This is a genomic window from Microbacterium resistens (assembly GCF_021172025.1).
In the GTDB taxonomy this organism is placed as follows: Bacteria; Actinomycetota; Actinomycetes; order Actinomycetales; family Microbacteriaceae; genus Microbacterium; species Microbacterium resistens.
Genome location: NZ_CP082781.1, coordinates 897345 through 918027, shown reverse-complemented (window position 1 = coordinate 918027; position 20683 = coordinate 897345). Strand labels below are relative to the sequence as shown.

Annotated in this window: 21 protein-coding genes; all 21 read left to right on the top strand. The window is 72.5% G+C overall.

What is annotated here, in order from left to right; translation table 11 throughout:
• Positions 1–182 precede the first annotated feature (182 nt).
• Positions 183–728, top strand: a complete 546-nt coding sequence (pyrR, locus tag K8F61_RS04380) for a bifunctional pyr operon transcriptional regulator/uracil phosphoribosyltransferase PyrR (protein WP_219084719.1) — start codon at positions 183–185, stop codon at positions 726–728.
• A complete protein-coding gene (locus K8F61_RS04375) occupies positions 725–1708 on the top strand; it encodes an aspartate carbamoyltransferase catalytic subunit (protein WP_231820805.1) in 984 nt (327 codons plus the stop codon). Before pyrR ends, K8F61_RS04375 begins: the two co-directional genes overlap by 4 nt.
• Entirely contained in the window at positions 1705–3009 is a 1305-nt protein-coding gene (locus K8F61_RS04370) for a dihydroorotase (protein WP_231820804.1), read from the top strand. The genes K8F61_RS04375 and K8F61_RS04370 overlap by 4 nt, the downstream gene beginning before the upstream one ends.
• Complete coding sequence (locus K8F61_RS04365; RefSeq protein ID WP_067246942.1) at positions 3006–3509, top strand: PH-like domain-containing protein; 504 nt, start codon at positions 3006–3008, stop codon at positions 3507–3509. Before K8F61_RS04370 ends, K8F61_RS04365 begins: the two co-directional genes overlap by 4 nt.
• On the top strand, positions 3506–4684 hold the full coding sequence (gene carA / locus K8F61_RS04360) for a glutamine-hydrolyzing carbamoyl-phosphate synthase small subunit (protein WP_231820803.1): 1179 nt from the start codon (positions 3506–3508) through the stop codon (positions 4682–4684). Before K8F61_RS04365 ends, carA begins: the two co-directional genes overlap by 4 nt.
• A complete protein-coding gene (gene carB, locus K8F61_RS04355) occupies positions 4684–7983 on the top strand; it encodes a carbamoyl-phosphate synthase large subunit (protein ID WP_231820802.1) in 3300 nt (1099 codons plus the stop codon). Before carA ends, carB begins: the two co-directional genes overlap by 1 nt.
• Positions 7980–8831, top strand: a complete 852-nt coding sequence (gene pyrF, locus K8F61_RS04350; protein WP_231820801.1) for an orotidine-5'-phosphate decarboxylase — start codon at positions 7980–7982, stop codon at positions 8829–8831. Before carB ends, pyrF begins: the two co-directional genes overlap by 4 nt.
• The gene (gene gmk, locus K8F61_RS04345) at positions 8824–9738 is read left to right on the top strand and encodes a guanylate kinase (protein WP_231820800.1); all 915 of its coding nucleotides are present in this window, start codon (positions 8824–8826) and stop codon (positions 9736–9738) included. The genes pyrF and gmk overlap by 8 nt, the downstream gene beginning before the upstream one ends.
• Positions 9739–9819: 81 nt before the next feature.
• Complete coding sequence (gene rpoZ / locus K8F61_RS04340; protein ID WP_067246927.1) at positions 9820–10074, top strand: DNA-directed RNA polymerase subunit omega; 255 nt, start codon at positions 9820–9822, stop codon at positions 10072–10074.
• 131 nt (positions 10075–10205) lie between these two features.
• Positions 10206–11399 carry a methionine adenosyltransferase gene (gene metK, locus K8F61_RS04335; protein ID WP_219084715.1) on the top strand — a complete coding sequence of 398 codons (1194 nt, stop codon included), beginning with the start codon at positions 10206–10208 and terminating at the stop codon, positions 11397–11399.
• A gap of 81 nt (positions 11400–11480) precedes the next feature.
• Positions 11481–13448 carry a primosomal protein N' family DNA-binding protein gene (locus tag K8F61_RS04330; RefSeq protein WP_231820799.1) on the top strand — a complete coding sequence of 656 codons (1968 nt, stop codon included), beginning with the start codon at positions 11481–11483 and terminating at the stop codon, positions 13446–13448.
• A 61-nt stretch (positions 13449–13509) separates the two neighbouring features.
• Positions 13510–14424 (top strand): methionyl-tRNA formyltransferase, encoded by a 915-nt coding sequence (gene fmt / locus K8F61_RS04325; RefSeq protein ID WP_231820798.1) that lies wholly within the window; start codon positions 13510–13512, stop codon positions 14422–14424.
• Positions 14421–15902 carry an RsmB/NOP family class I SAM-dependent RNA methyltransferase gene (locus K8F61_RS04320; RefSeq protein WP_418888071.1) on the top strand — a complete coding sequence of 494 codons (1482 nt, stop codon included), beginning with the start codon at positions 14421–14423 and terminating at the stop codon, positions 15900–15902. Before fmt ends, K8F61_RS04320 begins: the two co-directional genes overlap by 4 nt.
• Positions 15903–15961: 59 nt before the next feature.
• The gene (rpe, locus tag K8F61_RS04315) at positions 15962–16663 is read left to right on the top strand and encodes a ribulose-phosphate 3-epimerase (protein ID WP_219084712.1); all 702 of its coding nucleotides are present in this window, start codon (positions 15962–15964) and stop codon (positions 16661–16663) included.
• On the top strand, positions 16660–16923 hold the full coding sequence (locus K8F61_RS04310; RefSeq protein WP_231820797.1) for a phosphoribosyl-ATP diphosphatase: 264 nt from the start codon (positions 16660–16662) through the stop codon (positions 16921–16923). The genes rpe and K8F61_RS04310 overlap by 4 nt, the downstream gene beginning before the upstream one ends.
• 40 nt (positions 16924–16963) lie before the next feature.
• Complete coding sequence (gene hisG, locus K8F61_RS04305; RefSeq protein ID WP_231820796.1) at positions 16964–17806, top strand: ATP phosphoribosyltransferase; 843 nt, start codon at positions 16964–16966, stop codon at positions 17804–17806.
• Positions 17806–18567, top strand: coding sequence for an imidazole glycerol phosphate synthase subunit HisF (gene hisF, locus K8F61_RS04300; RefSeq protein ID WP_231820795.1), 762 nt, complete (start codon positions 17806–17808; stop codon positions 18565–18567). Before hisG ends, hisF begins: the two co-directional genes overlap by 1 nt.
• A complete protein-coding gene (gene hisI, locus K8F61_RS04295) occupies positions 18564–18935 on the top strand; it encodes a phosphoribosyl-AMP cyclohydrolase (protein ID WP_231820794.1) in 372 nt (123 codons plus the stop codon). The genes hisF and hisI overlap by 4 nt, the downstream gene beginning before the upstream one ends.
• Entirely contained in the window at positions 18932–19519 is a 588-nt protein-coding gene (locus K8F61_RS04290) for a Trp biosynthesis-associated membrane protein (RefSeq protein ID WP_231820793.1), read from the top strand. The genes hisI and K8F61_RS04290 overlap by 4 nt, the downstream gene beginning before the upstream one ends.
• Before the next feature lie 95 nt (positions 19520–19614).
• Positions 19615–19845: a DUF6704 family protein gene (locus K8F61_RS04285; protein ID WP_067243358.1), complete on the top strand. Its 231-nt coding sequence runs from the start codon at positions 19615–19617 to the stop codon at positions 19843–19845.
• 2 nt (positions 19846–19847) lie between these two features.
• Positions 19848–20654: an indole-3-glycerol phosphate synthase TrpC gene (gene trpC / locus K8F61_RS04280; RefSeq protein WP_067243414.1), complete on the top strand. Its 807-nt coding sequence runs from the start codon at positions 19848–19850 to the stop codon at positions 20652–20654.
• Positions 20655–20683: the final 29 nt, after the last annotated feature.

Here is a 20683-nt window from a genome sequence, read left to right as displayed (position 1 = left end):
GCGTCCGCGAGCCCGCGCGCGAGAACAGGCGAACACGCGAGTTCAGGCACCCCGCCGCCGCGGCGGCCTGAACTCGCGCGATTGCCTGAGCCGGCGCGGCGGGTCGCGCCGGGGCGGGACGCTAGACTGGAGGCATCAGCAACCTTTAACACCGTCCTGTGAGGCGGAGAAGGGAGTGGCGGATGAGCGCACGCATCGTGCTGCAGGAAGCCGACATACGCCGGGCTCTGACCCGTATCGCCCACGAGATCCTCGAGTCGAACCGGGGTGCCGAGAACCTCGTCCTCCTGGGGATCCCGACCCGCGGTGTCGCCCTCGCCGAGCGTCTGGGCCAGCTCATCAGCAGCATCGCCCAGACGGACGTGCCGGTGGGATCCCTCGACGTGACGCTCTACCGCGACGATCTGGCGAAGCACCCGACGCGGTCCCCGCAGCGGACGGAGATCCCCGCCGGAGGGATCGACGGACGCACCGTCGTCCTCGTCGACGACGTCCTGTTCTCGGGCCGCAGTATCCGCGCCGCTCTCGACGCGCTGCAGTCGATCGGTCGCCCGGCGATCGTCCGGCTGGCGATCCTCGTGGACCGCGGGCACCGGGAACTCCCGATCCGCCCCGACTTCATCGGGAAGAACATCCCGTCCGCGCGCACCGAACGGGTGAACGTGCGGCTGCGCGAGGACGACGGCGAGGAGTACGTGAGCATCGACGACCCGGCGGCACGCGCATGAGGCACCTCCTGGACACGCGCTCGCTCGCGCGCACGGACGCCCTGCGGATCCTCGACGTCGCGGAGGACATGGCCGACACCCAGTCCCGCGAGGTCAAGAAGCTCCCGACGCTGCGCGGCAAGACGGTCGTCAACCTCTTCTTCGAAGACTCCACCCGCACGCGCATCTCCTTCGAGGCGGCGGCGAAGCGCCTGTCCGCCGACGTCATCAACTTCGCGGCGAAGGGCTCGAGCGTGTCCAAGGGCGAGAGCCTGAAGGACACCGCCCAGACCCTCCAGGCGATGGGCGCCGACGCCGTCGTCGTCCGGCACTCCGCCTCCGGAGCGCCGCAGACGCTCGCGACGAGCGGTTGGATCTCGGCCGGCGTCGTCAACGCCGGAGACGGCACGCACGAGCACCCCACCCAGGCACTGCTGGACGCCTTCACGATCCGCAAGCGCCGCTTCGGTGCGGACAGTCGGGGGCGCGACCTCTCCGGAGTCCGCGTCGTGATCGTGGGCGACGTGCTGCACTCGCGCGTCGCCCGGTCGAACGTCTGGCTCCTCGCCGCCCTCGGCGCGGACGTGACCCTGGTGACCCCGCCGACGCTCATCCCGCAGGACGTCTCCGCGTGGCCCGTGCGCGTCGTCTACGACCTGGACGTCGCGCTGGCGGACGAGCCGGACGCCGTGATGATGCTGCGCATCCAGCTGGAACGGATGAGTGCCGCCTTTTTCCCGAGTGAGCGGGAGTATTCGCGACGGTGGGGACTGGACCCGGCGCGGCTGGAGCGACTCGCGGGCGATAGCATTGTGCTGCACCCGGGCCCGATGAACCGAGGCCTGGAGATCTCCTCCGCCGCGGCGGATTCCCCGCGATCCACCGTGCTCGAGCAGGTCGCGAACGGAGTGTCGGTGCGAATGGCGGTGCTGTACCTGCTGCTGGCGGGAGAACGGATGGAAGACGCGATGGTCGAGGCCGGGACGGAGCGGACCCGATGAGCGCGGATGTCATCTACCGCGGCGCACGCATCACCGGAGGCGAGAGCGCGGACATCCTCGTCCGGGACGGTCTCATCGCCGAGGTGGGCGCCGGGGTGAGCAGTGCGGGCGCGCGCATCGTGGACGCGGCGGGCCTCATCGCCCTTCCCGGCCTCGTCGATCTGCACACGCATCTGCGCGAGCCCGGGTACGAGGCGTCGGAGACGGTCCTGTCCGGCACGCGCGCCGCGGCGGCGGGCGGGTTCACCGCGGTCTTCGCCATGCCCAACACCTCGCCGGTGGCCGATTCCGCGGGCGTCGTCGAGCAGGAGCTCGCGCTCGGCGAAGCCGCCGGCTACGCCACGGTCCAGCCCATCGGCGCCGTCACGGTCGGCCAGAAGGGCGAGCGCCTCGCGGAGCTCGGGGCGATGGCCTCCTCGCGCGCGAACGTCCGTGTGTTCAGCGACGACGGCTTCTGCGTCTGGGACCCGCTCATCATGCGCCGCGCGCTCGAGTACGTGAAGGCGTTCGGCGGGGTGATCGCCCAGCACGCGCAGGATCCGCGGCTCACCGAGGGCGCGCAGATGAACGAGGGCGTGGTCTCCGCGGAGCTGGGGCTCGCCGGCTGGCCGGCGGTGGCCGAGGAGTCCATCATCGCCCGCGACGTGCTCCTCGCCGAGCACGTCGGCTCCCGGCTGCATGTCTGCCACCTCTCCACCGCGGGGTCGGTCGACATCATCCGGTGGGCCAAGAAGCGCGGCATCGCCGTCACGGCGGAGGTCACGCCGCACCACCTGCTGCTGACCGACGAGCTCGTGCGCGGCTACGACGCGCGTTTCAAGGTGAACCCGCCGCTTCGCCGCGAAGAGGACGTGCGCGCCGTCCGCGAGGGGCTCGCCGACGGGACGATCGACATCGTCGCCACCGATCACGCGCCGCACCCGGACGAGAGCAAGGCCTGCGAGTGGCAGGCGGCCGCGAACGGGATGGTGGGCCTGGAGAGCGCCCTGCGCGTCGTGCACCAGTCGATGGTCGCCACGGGCCTGCTGGACTGGGCCGACGTCGCGCGCGTGCTGAGCGCGGCCCCCGCGCGGATCGGGTCCCTCGCCGGGCACGGCACCCCGATCGCGGCCGGGGAACCCGCGGAGTTCACCCTGTACGACGCCGACGCCGGGGGAGAGTTCACGACCGCGGACCTGCGCGGGCAGAGTGTCAACTCGCCGTACCTCGGCCGCGACCTTCCCGGGTCGGTGCGCTGGACGGTGCACCGCGGCTACGAGACCCTGTCGGACGGCGCGGTGGTCGAGGAGCTGGACGCATGACGCGGGAGCTCGCGCTCATCATCACCCTCGCCGTCACCGCCCTGATCCTCGTGAGCATGGTGGTCGCATGGCGGGCACGGCTCCGACGTGACGCCGGGCTGACGGCGCCGCTCGGCGTCCCCGAGCACGCCGAGGTGACGAGTCGCCACGAGGTCCTCTACGTGGCCACGACACGGCACGACGAGCCGCTCGAGCGTCTGGCGGTGAAGCCCCTCGTCTATCGGGCGCGCGGCGAGGCGGTCGTCACAGACCGCGGTCTCGCGCTCAGCCTCGACGGCGCCCCGACCGTGTTCCTCGCGTCTCGCCGCCTCGTCGCGGTCGACCGCGCGACCGTCACGATCGACCGCGTCGTCGAACCGGGAGGCCTCGTCCGCGTCGCCTGGCGTATCGACGACGAGACGATCGTGGACAGCTATCTCCGATTCATCGGCGACCCGGCCGCCGTGATCACCGAACTTCAGCGCCTGAGCGCTGCACCCGACCAGGGAGCGAACGAATGACCCTCACACCCGCACCGACCACCCCCGGCCCGGCCCGCGCCGTGCTCGTCCTGGAGGACGGCACCCGTCACGTCGGCCGCCCCTACGGCGCCGAAGGCATCACCCTCGGCGAGGTGGTGTTCTCCACCGGGATGTCCGGCTACCAGGAGACCCTCACCGACCCGTCCTACGCCGGGCAGATCGTCCTGCAGACCGCCCCGCACATCGGCAACACGGGCATGAACGAGGAGGACCCGGAGTCCCGGCGCATCTGGGTGTCCGGGTACATCGTGCGCGACCCCTCGCGCGTCGTCTCGAACTGGCGGGCGAACAGCTCGCTCGACGACCTGCTGGTGCGTGACGGGATCGTCGGCATCCGCGGCATCGACACGCGTGCCGTCACCCGGCACATCCGTGCCGCCGGCTCGATGCGCGGCGGGATCTTCTCCGGCGCGGACGCCGAGCGCGACCCCGAGGAGCAGCTGCGCCTCGTCACCGAGGCCCCGGAGATGTCCGGACGCAACCTGTCTGCCGAGGTCTCGGTCGCCGAGACCCAGGTCACCCCGGCCGCGGAGGGCGTGGCACGGATCGGGAACCTCGCGGTCCTCGACCTCGGGGTGAAGCAGGCGACGCTGGACAACCTCGCCGCACGCGGGTTCGACGTCCACGTCCTGCCGCAGACGGCGACGATCGACGACATCCGCGCGGTCGACCCGGTCGCGGTGTTCTACTCGAACGGCCCCGGGGACCCCGCCGCGTCGGACGGCCACGTGGCCGTGCTGCGCGAGGTGCTCGACGAGGGGCTGCCCTTCTTCGGGATCTGCTTCGGCAACCAGCTTCTGGGGCGCGCTCTGGGCCTGGGGACGTACAAGCTCCCCTTCGGGCACCGCGGGATCAATCAGCCCGTCCTGGACAAGGCCACCGGCCGCGTCGAGATCACCGCGCACAACCACGGGTTCGCCGTGGAGGCGCCGCTGGACGGCGCGTTCGACAGCCCGAACGGCTACGGCCGTGTGGAGGTGAGCCACGTCGGTCTCAACGACCGCGTGGTGGAGGGGCTGCGCGCCCTCGACATCCCCGCGTTCTCGGTGCAGTACCACCCGGAGGCCGCCGCGGGACCGCACGACGCCAACTACCTCTTCGACCGCTTCCGCGATCTCGTCGTCGCGACCATCTCTGAGAAGGACGCCCAGTAATGCCCAAGCGCGACGACATCACCTCGGTCCTCGTCATCGGCTCCGGCCCGATCGTCATCGGGCAGGCGTGCGAGTTCGACTACTCGGGCACGCAGGCCTGCCGGGTGCTGCGCGAGGAGGGCGTGCGCGTCATCCTCGTCAACTCGAACCCGGCGACGATCATGACCGACCCGGACTTCGCGGACGCCACCTACATCGAGCCGATCACACCGGCCGTGATCGAGACGATCATCGCCAAGGAGAAGCCCGACGCGATCCTCCCGACCCTGGGCGGCCAGACGGCGCTCAACGCCGCCATGGCGCTGCACGAGCAGGGGATTCTCGACAAGTACGGCGTGGAGCTGATCGGCGCCAAGGTCGAGGCGATCCAGAAGGGTGAGGACCGCCAGATCTTCAAGGAGCTCGTCATCGAGGCCGGCGCCGACGTGGCCGCCAGCCGCATCGCGCACTCGATGGACGAGGTGCTCGCGGCGGCGGAGGAGCTCGGCTACCCGCTCGTGGTGCGGCCCTCGTTCACGATGGGCGGCCTCGGCTCCGGCTTCGCGTACGACGAGGAGGACCTGCGCAGGATCGCCGGGGCGGGCCTGCACGACTCGCCCACCAACGAGGTGCTCCTGGAGGAGTCGATCCTCGGCTGGAAGGAGTACGAGCTGGAGCTCATGCGCGACACCGCCGACAACACGGTCGTGGTCTGCTCGATCGAGAACGTGGACCCGGTCGGCGTGCACACCGGCGACTCGATCACGGTCGCGCCGGCCCTGACCCTGACGGACCGCGAGTACCAGCGGCTCCGCGACATCGGCATCGACATCATCCGTGCGGTGGGGGTCGACACGGGCGGCTGCAACATCCAGTTCGCCGTCAATCCGGAGAACGGGCGCATCATCGTCATCGAGATGAACCCGCGGGTATCGCGCTCATCGGCCCTGGCCTCGAAGGCCACCGGGTTCCCGATCGCGAAGCTCGCCGCGAAGCTGGCCCTCGGCTACCGGCTGGACGAGATCCCGAACGACATCACCGGCGTCACCCCGGCGAGCTTCGAGCCCACCCTCGACTACGTGGTGGTGAAGGTGCCGCGGTTCGCGTTCGAGAAGTTCCCCGCCGCCGACGCCACGCTCACGACGACCATGAAGTCCGTCGGCGAGGCCATGGCCATCGGACGCAACTACGCGACGGCGCTGCAGAAGGCGCTGCGCTCCCTCGAGAAGCGGGGATCGAGCTTCCACTGGGGCGACGAGCCGCGTTCCGTCGAGGAGCTCCTCGAGATCGCGAAGACGCCGACCGACGGCCGGATCGTGACGCTGCAGCAGGCGCTGCGCAAGGGCGCGACGATCGCGCAGGCCTTCGACGCCACGGCGATCGACCCGTGGTTCCTGGACCAGATCGTGCTCATCAACGAGGTCGCCGAGCTCGTGCGGACCGCGGGCGAGCTCGACGCCGATGTGCTGCGGGAGGCGAAGGAGCACGGCTTCTCGGACGCGCAGATCGCCCAGCTGCGCGGGCTCACCGAGGAGGAGGTTCGCGGCGTCCGTCACAGCATGGACATCCGCCCGGTCTACAAGACCGTCGACACCTGCGCGGGGGAGTTCCCGGCGCTCACCCCGTACCACTACTCCAGCTACGACCTGGAGACCGAGGTCGCGCCCTCGGACCGCACCAAGGTCGTGATCATCGGATCCGGCCCGAACCGCATCGGACAGGGCGTGGAGTTCGACTACTCCTGCGTTCACGCCTCCTTCGCGCTGTCGGACGCAGGGTTCGAGACCGTCATGGTGAACTGCAACCCGGAGACCGTGTCGACCGACTACGACACCTCGGACCGTCTGTACTTCGAGCCGCTGACGCTCGAGGACGTCCTCGAGGTGCTGCACGCCGAATCGGCCAGCGGCGAGATCCTCGGAGTGGTGTGCCAGCTCGGCGGCCAGACGCCGCTCGGCCTCGCCAAGGGCATCGAGGCGGCGGGCTACCGCGTGCTCGGCACCAGCCCCGCCGCGATCGACCTCGCCGAGGAGCGGGAGCTCTTCTCCCGGCTGCTCGACGACGCCGGACTCGTCGCGCCGCGCAACGGCACCGCGATCGACGTCGAGGGCGCCGTGCGCATCGCCGAGGAGATCGGCTACCCGGTCCTGGTGCGGCCGAGCTTCGTCCTCGGCGGGCGCGGGATGGAGATCGTCTACGACACCGCGGCGCTGCGCGACTACTTCGTGCGCACCGCCGACGAGGTCGTCATCGAGGAGGGCAAGCCGCTCCTGGTGGACCGGTTCCTGGACGACGCCATCGAGCTCGACGTGGACGCGCTGTTCGACGGCACCGAGCTGTACATCGGGGGCGTGATGGAGCACCTGGAGGAAGCGGGCATCCACTCCGGCGACTCCAGCTGCACCCTTCCGCCGGTCTCGCTCGGACGCACCGACGTGGACCGCGTCCGTGAGGCGACCCTGGCGATCGCCGAGGGCGTGGGCGTGCGCGGGCTGCTCAACGTGCAGTTCGCCATCAGCGCCGGCGTCCTCTATGTGATCGAGGCCAACCCGCGTGCCAGCCGGACCGTGCCGTTCGTCTCGAAGGCGCTGGGGATCCCGATGGCCAAGGCCGCCAGCCGCATCATGACCGGCTCCACCGTCGCCGAGCTCCGTGCGGAGGGGCTGCTGCCCGCCCAGGACGGCTCGCGTGTGCCGCTGGACTCCCCGGTCTCGGTGAAGGAGGCGGTCCTGCCGTTCAAGCGGTTCCGGACCCACTCCGGCAAGATCGTCGACTCCGTGCTGGGCCCCGAGATGCGATCGACGGGCGAGGTCATGGGAATCGACCGCGACTTCCCGACGGCCTTCGCCAAGAGCCAGGCCGCCGCGTACGGCGGGATGCCGACCTCCGGCACGGTGTTCATCTCGGTCGCGGACGCGGACAAGCGTGCGGTGATCCTGCCCGCCCATCGGCTCCAGCAGCTCGGCTTCACGATCGTGGCGACCGAGGGGACCGCGGAGATCCTCTCTCGCAACGGCATCGCCGTCACGGTCGTCGACAAGTACAGCGAGACCCAGGAGTCCGGGGCCGAGAACATCGTCGACCTCATCAACGCCGGATCGATCGACATCGTCGTGAACACGCCGAGCGGGGGAGCCGCGCGTGCGGACGGGTACGAGATCCGTGCCGCTGCGGTCGCCGCCGACAAGGCGCTGTTCACCACCATCGCGACGCTCGGCGCCGCGGTGAGCGGGATGGACGCGATCGACGACGGGTTCCGGGTCCGGAGCCTCCAGGAGTACGCCGACGACCGTGCGGCGCGGATGGCGGCGGCCCGATGACGGAGGCCTTCGGCACGCGGCTGCGCGCGGCCCTCGACGCGAAGGGACCGCTGTGCGTGGGCATCGACCCGCATGCGGCGCTCCTGGACGCGTGGGGCCTCCCGCAGGACGCGGACGGCGTGCGCGCCTTCGGGCGCGCCGTCGTGGAGGCCGCGGCCGGACGGGTCGGGGCGGTGAAACCGCAGGTCTCGTTCTTCGAGCGCTTCGGCGCGCGGGGCTTCGCGGCGCTGGAGGACGTCATGTCCCAGGCGCGTGCGGCCGGGCTCCTCGTGGTGGCCGACGCCAAACGCGGAGACATCGGATCGACGATGGACGGCTATGCGGATGCCTGGCTCGGTGCGGGGTCGCCCCTGGAGGCGGACGCGGTGACCGTGAGCCCCTATCTCGGCCCGGACTCCCTGCGGGATCTGATGACGCACGCGGTGGTCGCCGGCAAGGGCGTCTTCGTGCTCGCCGCCACCAGCAATCCGGACGGCGAGGTGGTGCAGCGGGCCCGCACGGCGTCCGCCGCAGGTTCGGACGTCTCCGTGGCCGCGCGGGTGGCGCAGGAGACCGCGGCGATCGATGACCGCTCGGGCGGTCTCGGCGCCATCGGTCTGGTCGTCGGCGCCACGGTCGACCGAGCGCGCTTCGGGCTCGACGACGCGCTGCTGTCCGGTGCACCGCTGCTGGCGCCGGGGTTCGGGGCGCAGGGGGCGGAGCCCGCCGATCTCCGACGCCGCTTCGGAGCGCTGGCGCGGAACGTGCTCGCCAGCGAGAGCCGCAGCATCCTGTCGGCAGGGCCCACGGGGATCGCGAAGAGGATCGAGGAACGCGTCGCACAGTACCGGGAGGCACAGGGTGAGTGAGGTCGTCAGACGAGAGGTGCCGGAGGTCGACCGCGCGGCCGCCGCGCGGCGTGCGGTGGAGCGCCGTCGGGCGCGGGCGTCTCTGAAGCGCGATCTGGCCATGCGCGTGGTGTCCCCGCAGGACGTCGTCGCCCGCGCGTTCGAGGATCCGGACTCGACCGCGGGAACGCTCCGGGTGCCGGACTTCTTGACCGCGCTCCCGGCGATCGGGGCCGGCAAGCGCGACCGCGTGATGACGGAGCTCCAGATCTCCCCGGTCAAGCGCCTGGGCGGCCTCGGCGTCCGCCAGCGTCGAGCGCTGCAGGACTGGCTCGACGCCCGCTTCCCCGTGCCCCGTCCCCGTGCGAACCGCAGCCGCCTGCTCGTGCTCGCGGGCCCGACGGCGGTCGGCAAGGGCACGGTCGCGGCCCACATCCGTGACCACCACCCGGAGATCCACCTGTCCGTCTCCGCCACGACGCGGGCACCGCGCCCCGGTGAGCAGGACGGCGTGCACTACTACTTCGTGGACGACGCCGAGTTCGACCGGATGATCGCGGAGGGGGAACTGCTCGAGCACGCGACCGTGCACAACCGGTTCCGCTACGGCACGCCGCGGGCGCCGATCGAGCGCGCCCTGGCCGAGGGGAAGACCGTGCTCCTCGAGATCGATCTGCAGGGCGCGCGCCAGGTGCGCGCCGCCGACCCCTCCGCCACCCTCGTGTTCCTGCTGCCGCCGTCGTGGGACGAGCTGGTCCACCGCCTCATCGGACGCGGAACCGAGGACGAGGCGGAGCGGACCCGGCGACTGCGCACCGCGAAGGTCGAGCTGGCGGCACAGGGCGAGTTCGATCACCGTGTCGTGAACGAGGACGTCGCCTCCGCCGCCCGAGAGGTCGTAGAATTGACCTCGGACTCTGCGCGCTGAACCGTCCCCCGAGCTTGTGAGGGGGTGCGCGCCCCACCGTCTTCTCCGCGGCGACCCGCCGCCTGAACCAGGAGGTCCTCCATGGCCGGCCACAACCAGGGCATCATCGATCCGCCCATCGACAACCTGCTCGAGCGCGTCGAGTCGAAGTACGAGCTGGTGATCTACGCGGCCAAGCGCGCGCGTCAGATCAACGACTACTACTCCGACCTGCACGAGGGGAACCTCTTCGACAACGTCGGGCCGCTGGTCGACTCGTCGGTCGAGGACAAGCCCCTGACGATCGCGCTGCACGAGATCAACGAGGACAAGCTCCGCATCCGTCACGCGGAGTGATCGTCCGTCCCGGAGCCGTCGTCATCCCGCAGCGGATGTCGACGGCTCCGGTCATACTGGGAGGAGCCCGTCCGGATCGCGCCCACCGGCGCCCGGTCTGAGCCCTCTCGCCCGCTACCGATGGAGCATCGATGAGCGCACTGCGCCTTTTCACGTCCGAGTCCGTCACCGAGGGCCACCCCGACAAGATCTGCGACCAGATCTCGGACAGCATCCTGGACGGTCTCATCGCCCAGGACACCGGATCGCGCGTCGCGGTGGAGACCCTGGTCACGACCGGTCTCGTGCACGTCGCCGGCGAGATCCGGACCGAGGCGTACGCGGACATCCCGACGATCGTGCGCGACGTCGTGAACGGCATCGGCTACACGTCGAGCGACACGGGCTTCGACGGCTCGTCGTGCGGGGTGAGCGTGTCGGTGGGGGAGCAGTCCGGAGACATCGCGCACGGCGTGGACAAGGCGCACGAGCATCGCGAAGGCGGTTCGGCGGACCCGCGGGACCTGCTCGGCGCCGGCGACCAGGGCATCATGTTCGGGTTCGCGACCACCGAGACCCCGCAGCTCATGCCCATGGCCGCCTGGACCGCCCACCGCATCGCCGAACGGCTCACAGAGGTGCGCCGCTCGGGCGTGCTCCCGTTCCTCCGTCCGGACGGGAAGACCCAGGTGACGCTCGGCTACGACGGCTTCGCGCCGAAGACGGTGGACGCGGTCGTGCTCTCGACGCAGCACAACCCGGACGTCTCCCAGGACGAGCTCAAGGCGCAGGTGCGCGAGCACGTCATCGACCCGGTGCTCGCCACGACCGGGCTGGACCTCGACGACGTCACCTACTACATCAACCCGGCGGGCCCGTTCGTCACGGGCGGCCCGAAGGGCGACGCCGGCCTCACCGGCCGCAAGATCATCATCGACACGTACGGCGGCGCCGCCCGTCACGGCGGCGGGGCGTTCAGCGGCAAGGATCCGTCGAAGGTCGACCGCTCCGGGGCCTACGCGATGCGCTGGGTGGCCAAGAACGCGGTCGCGGCGGGACTCGCGGACCGTCTCGAGGTCCAGGTGGCCTACGCCATCGGCGTCGCCCAGCCGGTCGGGCTGTACGTGGAGACGTTCGGCACGGGCCGGGTGGCGGACGACGTCATCACCCGGGCGATCGAGTCCGTGTTCGATCTGCGGCCGCAGGCGATCATCGAGGACCTCGACCTGCTCCGCCCGATCTACGCCCAGACCGCGGCGTACGGGCACTTCGGCCGAGAGCTCCCGGACTTCACCTGGGAGCAGACGACGCGGGCCGAGGAGCTCCGCCGCGCGGCCGGGCTGTGAGCGCGGGGTGGTGCACCGGCTGACGCACGCCAGGGGCCCGGTCGGCCGCCGCCGCTCGGCGGGTGACCGGGGGAGACGGCGTTGACGCGCCCGATCGTCCGGGTCGTGCTGGACTCGCCCCTGCCGCAGCTGGATCGCCTGTTCGACTATGCGGTCCCGCCGGAGCTGCGCGACGAGGTCGCTCCCGGGGTCCGCGTGCGCGTGCCTCTGCGGTCCGCAGGGCGGCTCCTCGACGCTTATGTCGTGGAGGTCGACGTCGAAGAGGACGATGCGCGGACCCTCGCCGAGGTGGACGCCGTCGTGTCGGCGGCCGCGGTGCTTCCCGAGCGGCTCTACGCCCTCGCCCGCCGGGTCGCCGACCGCGCCGCGGGGAGCGCCTCGGACGTCCTGCGCCTGGTCGTGCCCAAGCGCCAGGTCCGCGTCGAAAAGGCGTGGCTGGCCGCGGGGGCCGAGGCGGCGCCAGGCGGGGAGGAGTTCGCGCCCGGGTCCGCCGATGCTGCGACGGAGGTCCTCGCGGACTACGACGGCCTCACCGCCCTGCTGGAGGACGGCGGGCGGGCCGCCGTCGAGGCGATTCCGCGGGTGCATGAGGACGGCGTGCCCGAATGGGCCCGGCTCCTCGCGGCCGCGGCGGTCCGCACGGTCGTCCGCGGCTCGTCGGCGGTCCTCGTGGTCCCCGACCATCGGGACCTGGATCTGGTCGCGCTGGCCCTCCGGGATCGCGTCCCGGGAGATGCGGTCGCGCGGCTCGACGCGCGGCAGAGCGGACCGGAGCGCTACCGGGCGTATCTGCGCACCCTGCAGGAGGCGCCGTGCATCGTGCTCGGCAACCGCTCGGCCGTCTACGCGCCGGTACGGGCGGGGCTCGTCGCGCTCTGGGACGATGGCGACCCGCTCCTCGCCGAGCCGCTGGCGCCCTACGTGCACGCGCGGGACGCGGCGCTGCAGCGGCAGGAGCGCGAGGAGAGCGCGCTGCTGTTCGTGGGGCACACCCGGACGACGGACGTCGAGCGCCTGGTGGAGTCCGGATGGGTTCGGGCGATCACGGCCACCCGGCGGATCACCCCGCGCGTGGTGCTGGACTCGGTCGAGGACCTGGATCGGCGGGGGCACCGGCTGCCGTCCCGGGCCTTCCTGACCGCCCGGGAGGCGACGGCGTCGGGACCCGTGCTGATCCAGGTGGCGCGTCCCGGATTCTCGCCCAGTCTCGTGTGCGCCGGGTGCCGGGCGCCGGCGCGATGCACGCACTGCGGCGGTCCCCTCGGCGCCGCGCACCGCGGCGCGCTGCCGGTCTGCGGGTGGTGCGGGCGCGGGGCGCGGTCCTGGTCGTGCGGCTCGTGCGGCAACGAGTCGGTCCGCCTCGCGGCCTCGGGGAGCGAGAGGACCGCCGAGGAGCTGGGGCGTGCCTTCCCCGGGGTCCGGGTGATCGTCGCGGACGGCGCGCATCCGGTGGCCCGTGTGGACGACCGCCCTGCCCTCGTCGTCGCCACCCGGGGCGCCGAGCCGATCGCGGAGGGCGGGTACCGAGCGGTCGTGCTCCTCGACGGAAGCCGGATGCTCCAGGCCCCGGAGCTGCGCATCGGCGAGTCGTGTCTGCGGTGGTGGTCGAACGCCGCGGCGCTGGCGGCCCCCGGGGCGCCGGTGCACCTCGTGGGCGTCGACGGGCCGGTCGCGCGGGCGCTGGCGACCTGGAGCCACGCCGGGTACGCACGCGCCGAGCTGCGCGAGCGGGCGCCGCTGCGGATGCCGCCGACGGTGCGCGTCGCCCAGGTCGAGGGGTCGCCGGCGGGCATGCGCCGGGCGCTCGAGGAGATCGCGACGCTCGGGCTCCCGCCCGACGCGGTCCTCGGCCCCGTTCCCGTCGAGGAGGACGGCGAGACGGACCGCGAGCGCGCCCTCGTGCGTTTCCCGTACGCCGACGGCAGTCGGGTCGCGACGACCCTGCGGGCCGCGGTGGTCGCCGAGGCGACCGGGCGACGCCGCGGGCGAGGGCGGACGCCGCGGACTACGCTCTCGATCAGGCTCGACGTCACGGAGCCCGACCTGTGAGCGCCGCCTCCGCCGTCGTCCGCTCGCCGGATCCCCTCGTCCCTTCCGGAAGGAACCTCTGATGCGTCTCGTCTTCGCCGGAACACCCGAAGCGGCCGTGCCGACCCTGCGACGCCTGGCGGGCGAGCACGAGGTGGTCGCGGTCGTCACGCGGCCGGACGCCCCGCTCGGGCGCAAGCGCGTCCTCACGCCGTCACCGGTCGCGGCGGCCGCGGAGGAGCTCGGCCTCCCCGTGATCAGGGCGGCGCGGCTCGACGACGAGGCGACGGCGCGCATCGCGGGTCTGGCTCCGGAGCTCGGCGTGATCGTCGCGTACGGCGGCCTCGTGCGCGAGCCCCTGCTCTCGACGCCGACGGCGGGATGGATCAACCTGCACTTCTCGATCCTTCCGCGCTGGCGCGGCGCGGCGCCGGTGCAGCGCGCGCTCATCGCCGGCGACCCGGAGCTCGGTGCCAGCGTGTTCCAGCTGGTCCCGGCCCTGGATGCGGGGGACGTCTTCGCGGCGCGGACCTTCCCGGTCCCGCCGGACGCGACGGCCGACGAGGCATTGGCGTCGCTCGCGCGCGACGGCGCAGGTCTGGTCAGCGAGGTGGTGGCCTCGATCGCGGAGGGATCGGCGAAGGCGGAGGCGCAGCAGGGGGAGCCGACGACAGCCGCCAAGCTCGATCTCTCGGACGGCCTGCTCGACTGGACGCGCCCGGCCGAGGAGGTGTTCGCCCGCTACCGGGGCGTGACCTCCGAGCCCGGAGCGCACACGCTCGTAGCGGGCGTGCCGGTGAAGGTCCGCGAACTGCGCCGTGCGGCGGGCGCCGACCGGCTGGAGCCCGGAGCGCTCCTCCTCCGCAAGGACGGCGTCCTCGTCGGGACCGCCACCGATCCGCTCCTGCTGACGCGCGTCCAGCCTGCGGGCAAGGCCGCGATGGCCGCGCCGGACTGGTTCCGCGGTCTGCGCACGGATGCGAGGGCCGGCGCGTGAGCGACCGCGACGGACGCTCCTCCCGCCGCTCGCGAGCCCGGGACTCGGCCCGTCCGGCCGGCGCGACGCCGGCCGGACGCACGAGCGCGGGACGAAACCCGCGCAGGGAGCAGGCGCGGGATGTCCAGCCGGCCCGCCGCGTCGCGTACGACGTGCTGAGGGCCGTGAGCGACTCGGACGCGTACGCCAACCTGCTGCTTCCCGCCGCGATCCGCGAGGCGGGCCTGTCCGCGCAGGACGCGGGCCTGGCCACGGAACTGGCCTACGGGACCCTCCGCCGCCGGGGGACGTACGACGCGGTCATCGCGCACGCGGCGGATCGGCCCGTCACCGAGATCGACCCGGCCGTGCTCGACGCGCTGCGTCTGGGCGCCCACCAGCTCCTCGGGACGCGGGTGGCCCGGCACGCGGCGGTGAACGAGTCGGTCACCCTCGTCGCGGGCGCGGCCGGGCGCGGAGCAGCGGGGTTCGCCAACGCCGTGCTGCGGCGCATCGGCGGACGCGACGCGGCGGAGTGGGAGACGGAACTGGATCGCACCGCACGCTCCGACGACGAGCGCCTGGGACTGCGTAGCGCCCACCCGGTGTGGATCATCCGGGCGTTGCGCCGCGCGCTGGCGGCGGAAGGACGGGCACAGGAGCTGCCGGCTCTCCTGGACGCGGACAACGCCGCGCCGGAGGTGACGCTGGTGGCCCTGCCCGGGCTCGCCGAACCGCAGGAGCCGCGGCGCCCGTACGCCCCGACCGCGTTCGCCTCCCCGGGCGGCGATCCCGCGTCCGTGGTCCAGGAGCATGAGGGGCGCGTCCGCGTGCAGGACGAGGGGTCCCAGCTCGTCGCCCTGGCTCTCGTCGAAGCAGCGCCGGTGCGGACGGGGGAGCGCTGGCTCGACCTGTGCGCCGGTCCCGGCGGCAAGACGGCCCTGCTCGCGGCGGAGGCCCTCCGCCGCGGCGCCTCGCTCGAGGCCAACGAGGTGGTCCCCGCCCGCGCGGGCCTGGTCCGCCGCGCGCTGCGGCCCATCCCCGCGGAGATCCCCGTCGCGGAGGAGGACGGGCGCGTCCTCGCCGCGCACCGCCCGGGGGCCTACGACCGGATCCTCGTCGACGCGCCGTGCACGGGCCTCGGCGCGTTGCGCCGCCGGCCGGAGGCGCGCTGGCGGAAGACGCCCGCCGACGTCGGGGAGCTCGTGGACCTGCAGGCGGAACTGCTGTCGTCGGCGCTGGACGCGCTCGCCCCGGGCGGGATCGTCGCGTACGTGACGTGCTCGCCGCACCTCGCCGAGACCGCCGGCGTCGTCGAGGAGGTCCTGCGCCGACGCGAGGACATCGACGAGCTCGACGCGCGTGCGGTCGTGCGAGCGGTGTCCCGGTCGCCGATCGACCTGCCCGAGCCCGCGTCCGGCCGGGGGCACGTCCAGCTCTGGCCCCACCGTCACGGCACGGACGCCATGTTCCTGGCGCTCCTGCGAAAGCGCGCCTGACGCGCGACCGCGCGTGCGCGGCGGCCGGTCGAGGGAGCGTCCACCCGGATAATGGGGGCATGGCCTCTCCGATCGACGCGTCCGACCTGCCCGCCGCTCCGCGGATCAACCCGAGCATCCTCGCCGCCGACTTCGTCAACATGCAGGCGGAGCTCGCCAGGATCGCGACCGCGGACTTCGCCCACGTCGACGTGATGGACAACCACTTCGTCCCGAACCTCACCTTCGGTCCGCAGATGGTCGAGCGGATCCAGGCGACGAGCCCGATCCCGCTGGACGTCCATCTGATGATCACGGATCCGGACCGCTGGGCACCGGGATACGCGGAGCTGGGCGCCGCGAGCGTCACGTTCCACCTCGAGGCCGCGCAGGATCCGGTCGCCCTCGCCCGGACGCTGCGGGGGATCGGCGCGCGCGCGGGCGTGGCGATCAAGCCCGGTACCGCGGGGGAGCCGCTCTACGACATCCTGGACGAGTTCGATCAGATCCTCGTGATGACCGTCGAGCCGGGATTCGGCGGCCAGGGCTTCATGCCCGAGACGATGCCGAAGCTCGCCGCCCTCGTCGCCGAGGCGCGGCGGCGTGGCTCGGACGTCTGGTTCCAGGTGGACGGGGGCATCTCCGACGCCACCATCGCACAGGCCGCGGCCGCGGGCGCCGACACCTTCGTGGCGGGCTCCGCCGTCTACGGGCAGAAGGACGTCGAGGCTGCCGTCACGCGGCTCCGGGAGCTCGCACGAGCCGGTAGCCTGGACGGGTGAAGACCTTCGACGACCTTTTCTCCGAGCTCAGCCGGAAGGCTGCGGAGCGCCCCGAGGGATCCGGCACGGTCCGCGAACTCGACGCGGGCGTCCATGCGATCGGCAAGAAGATCGTCGAGGAGGCGGCCGAGGTCTGGATGGCCGCCGAGTACCAGAGCGACGACGCCGCTGCCGAGGAGATCTCGCAGCTGCTCTACCACCTTCAGGTGCTGATGATCGCGAAGGGGCTGAGCACCGAGGACGTGTACCGACATCTCTGAGCCGATCCCGTCCGATCCGCTCCGAAGGAAAGACCCCAGAATGCTCCGCATCGCCGTCCCCAACAAGGGATCGCTGTCCGAGACCGCCGCCGAGATGCTCGCCGAGGCCGGCTACGCCGGTCGGCGGGACTCCAAGACCCTGCACGTCGTCGACGCCGACAACGGTGTCGAGTTCTTCTTCCTCCGCCCCCGGGACATCGCCACGTATGTCGCCTCCGGCGCCCTGGACGTGGGCATCACCGGACGCGATCTGCTCCGCGACGTCCGGCAGGAGGACGCACGCGAGATCGAACAGCTCGGTTTCGCCCGCTCCACGTTCCGGTTCGCCGGGCCGCCCGGGGTCTACCGCTCGATCGAGCAGCTCGCGGGCGTGCGCGTGGCCTCGTCGTACCCCGGTCTCGTCGACGACTTCCTCCGCGGCCACGGCGTCGAGGCGGAGCTCGTCCCGCTCGACGGCGCCGTCGAGTCCGCGGTCCGCCTCGGCGTCGCCGATGTGATCGCCGACGTCGTGGAGACCGGCACCACGCTCCGCCAGGCCGGACTCGAGATCTTCGGGCCGGTGATCATCGAGTCCGAGGCCGTGCTCATCAGCCGGCCCGGCGAGGTCGAGGGCACCGACACCCTGCTGCGGCGGCTGCGCGGCGTGATGGTCGCGCGTCGCTACGTGCTGCTGGACTACGACCTGCCCGCCGACCTCGTCGACCAGGCGACCGAGATCGCCTCGGGGCGGGAGTCGCCCACGGTGTCGCCGCTGCGCGATCCCGCCTGGGTGGCCGTCCGGGTGATGATCCCGCGCGCCGGGATGAACCAGGTCATGGACGAGCTGTACGCGCTCGGCGCCCGCGCGATCCTCGTGACCGCCATCCACGCGGCGAGGCTCTGATGACCCTCGCGGCCCGGGTGATCCCCTGCCTCGACGTCGCGGACGGCCGCGTGGTCAAGGGCGTGAACTTCGAGAACCTCCGAGACATGGGCGATCCCGTCGAGCTCGCGCGCCACTACGCCGCCCAGGGCGCCGACGAGATCACCTTCCTCGACGTCACCGCGACGGTCGACGGCCGGGCGACGACCCACGACGTGGTGCGCCGCACCGCCGAGCAGGTGTTCGTCCCGCTGACGGTCGGCGGGGGAGTGCGCACGACGGAGGACGTCGCCCGTCTGCTGTCCGTCGGCGCCGACAAGATCGGCGTGAACTCGGCGGCGATCGCGCGCCCGGAGCTCGTCGGCGAGATCGCCGACCGGTTCGGCGCGCAGGTGCTCGTGCTCTCGCTCGACGTCAAGCGCAGCGATCGCACGCCTTCGGGTTTCGTCGTCACCACCCACGGCGGACGGACCGAGACCGACCTCGACGCGGCGGCATGGGCCCGCGAGGCGATCGAGCGCGGCGCCGGGGAACTGCTCGTCAACTCGATCGACGCCGACGGCACCAAGGACGGCTTCGATCTGGAGCTCGTCGCCCTGATGCGAGAGATCTCCAGCGTCCCGGTGATCGCCTCGGGCGGTGCCGGCGCCGTGGCGGACTTCCCGCCGGCGATCGCCGCAGGGGCGGACGCGGTGCTCGCGGCGAGCGTGTTCCACTCCGGGGCTCTCACCGTCGGCGACGTGAAGCAGGCGCTGCGCGAGGCGGGGGTGACGGTGCGATGACCGACGAGGAGAACGTCGAGACGGAGTCCGCCGCGGCGGTCCGCTGGAACGAGGACGGCCTGGTCCCCGTGGTCGTCCAGCAGTGGGACAGTCTCGAGGTCCTCATGCTCGCGTGGATGGACGAGGAGGCGCTGCGTCGCACGCTGACCACCGGCCGTGCCACCTATTGGTCGCGCTCGCGCCGGGAGTACTGGCGCAAGGGCGACACGTCCGGGCACGTGCAGCACGTCCGGGGCGCGCGACTCGACTGCGACGGCGACACGGTCCTGCTCGCGGTGGATCAGGTGGGCGTCGCCTGCCACACCGGCACCCGCACGTGCTTCGATTCGACGGACCTGCATCCCCGTGTCGGAGGCGAGGCCGGATGAGCGCCGCGACGTCGCGATCCGGCAAGGCCGTCAGCATCCTGCTGATCGTCCTCGCCGGCGGCATCGGCATCATCTCGTCGACCCAGACGTGGCTCTCGGTGGCCCGCGCGGACGGCGGGGCGGAGGTCCCCGTGGCCGGTGCCACGGCGGTGCCGGTGCTGGCGCCGCTGAGCCTCACCGTTCTCGCCCTCGGCGCGGCCATCGCCCTCGTCGGCCCGGTGCTGCGCTACGTGTTCGCAACGATCGGTCTGCTCGTCGCCATCGTCCTCGAGGTGCTGACCTTGACCATTGTGATCCGGCGCCCGTTGTCTGCGGTCGCGCCGGCGCTGACCGAGGTCACGGGACTCGCCGGCGACGCCGCGCTCGGTCCCGTGGTCCAGGGGATCGCCCCGACGGTCTGGCCGTGGCTCGCCGGCCTCGCCTGGGCGCTGCTGGCGGTCGCGGCCGTCCTCGTGCTCCTGACGTCGCGGCGCTGGCGCACCGGCGGGCGGCGCTTCGAGACGAGTCCGCGGCCCGCGGACGGTCCCGTCGACGCGGTCGAGTCCTGGGACGAGCTCAGCCACGGGAGCGACCCGACTCGTTGACCGCGGCGTCGATCCCCGCGTCCGGCAGGGCGAACGGCTCCGCCCGCCGATCCCGATAGACTGGACTGGATCCCAGAGCACGTTCGGAGGAGAACATGACCAACCCCATCGCCGATCCCGGCCACGGACACTCGCCTGCCGCCTGGACCGCCGTGGTCATCATGCTGCTCGGCTTCACGATCGGCACCGTCGCGTTCTTCCTGGACATCCCCGCCGTCGTCTGGGCCTCGGCCGGACTCATCGTCGTCGGCCTGATCGTGGGCTGGATCCTCGCCAAGGCCGGTTACGGCGTGAAGGGCCCGAAGTACTCGCCGAAGGCGCACTGATGGTGCTCGCCGACCTCACGGCCGGCGCAGTCGAGGACGCGGTCCGACGCGAGCGGGAGCGTCCGCTCGCGGTCGTGGAGCGCGATGCCCTCGCGCGTCCTGCGGCCGCGGACGTGCGCGCGGCCCTCGCTCCGGCCGATCGCGTCAAGATCATCGCCGAGGTCAAGCGCGCGAGCCCCTCGCGGGGCCGGCTCGCCGAGATCCCGGACCCGGCGGCGCAGGCCGCGCTCTATGAGCGCGGGGGTGCCTCGGCGATCAGCGTCCTCACCGAGGAGCGTCGATTCGGCGGCAGCCTCGCCGACCTGGAGGCGGTCACGGCGGCGGTGTCGCTGCCCGTTCTCCGCAAGGACTTCATCGCCACGCCCTACCAGGTGCTCGAGGCGCGGGCGGCGGGCGCCGATCTCGCGCTGCTCATCGTCGCCGGGCTCGACCGCCGCGTCCTCGCGGAGCTCTACGCCCTGATCCGCGAGCTCGGCATGACGCCGCTCGTGGAGACGCACTCCGCCGAGGAGCTCGAGATCGCCATCGACCTCGGCGCCGATCTCATCGGCGTCAACGCTCGCGACCTCACCACGCTGGAGCTGGACCGGGACCTGTTCGGCCGGCTCGTGGACCGCATCCCGGACTCCGCGGTCAAGATCGCCGAGTCCGCGGTCCTGACGCCCGACGACGTCCGGCACTACCGGCAGGCCGGCGCCGACGTCGTGCTCATCGGCGAGGCCCTCGTCACCGGGGACCCGGTGGCCACCCTGGCGTCCTTCCTCGCCGCCGGCGAGGGGCGGGCGCATCACGGACCGAGCGACGCATGAGGCGCCGCGCGACACGGACGGAGGCGACG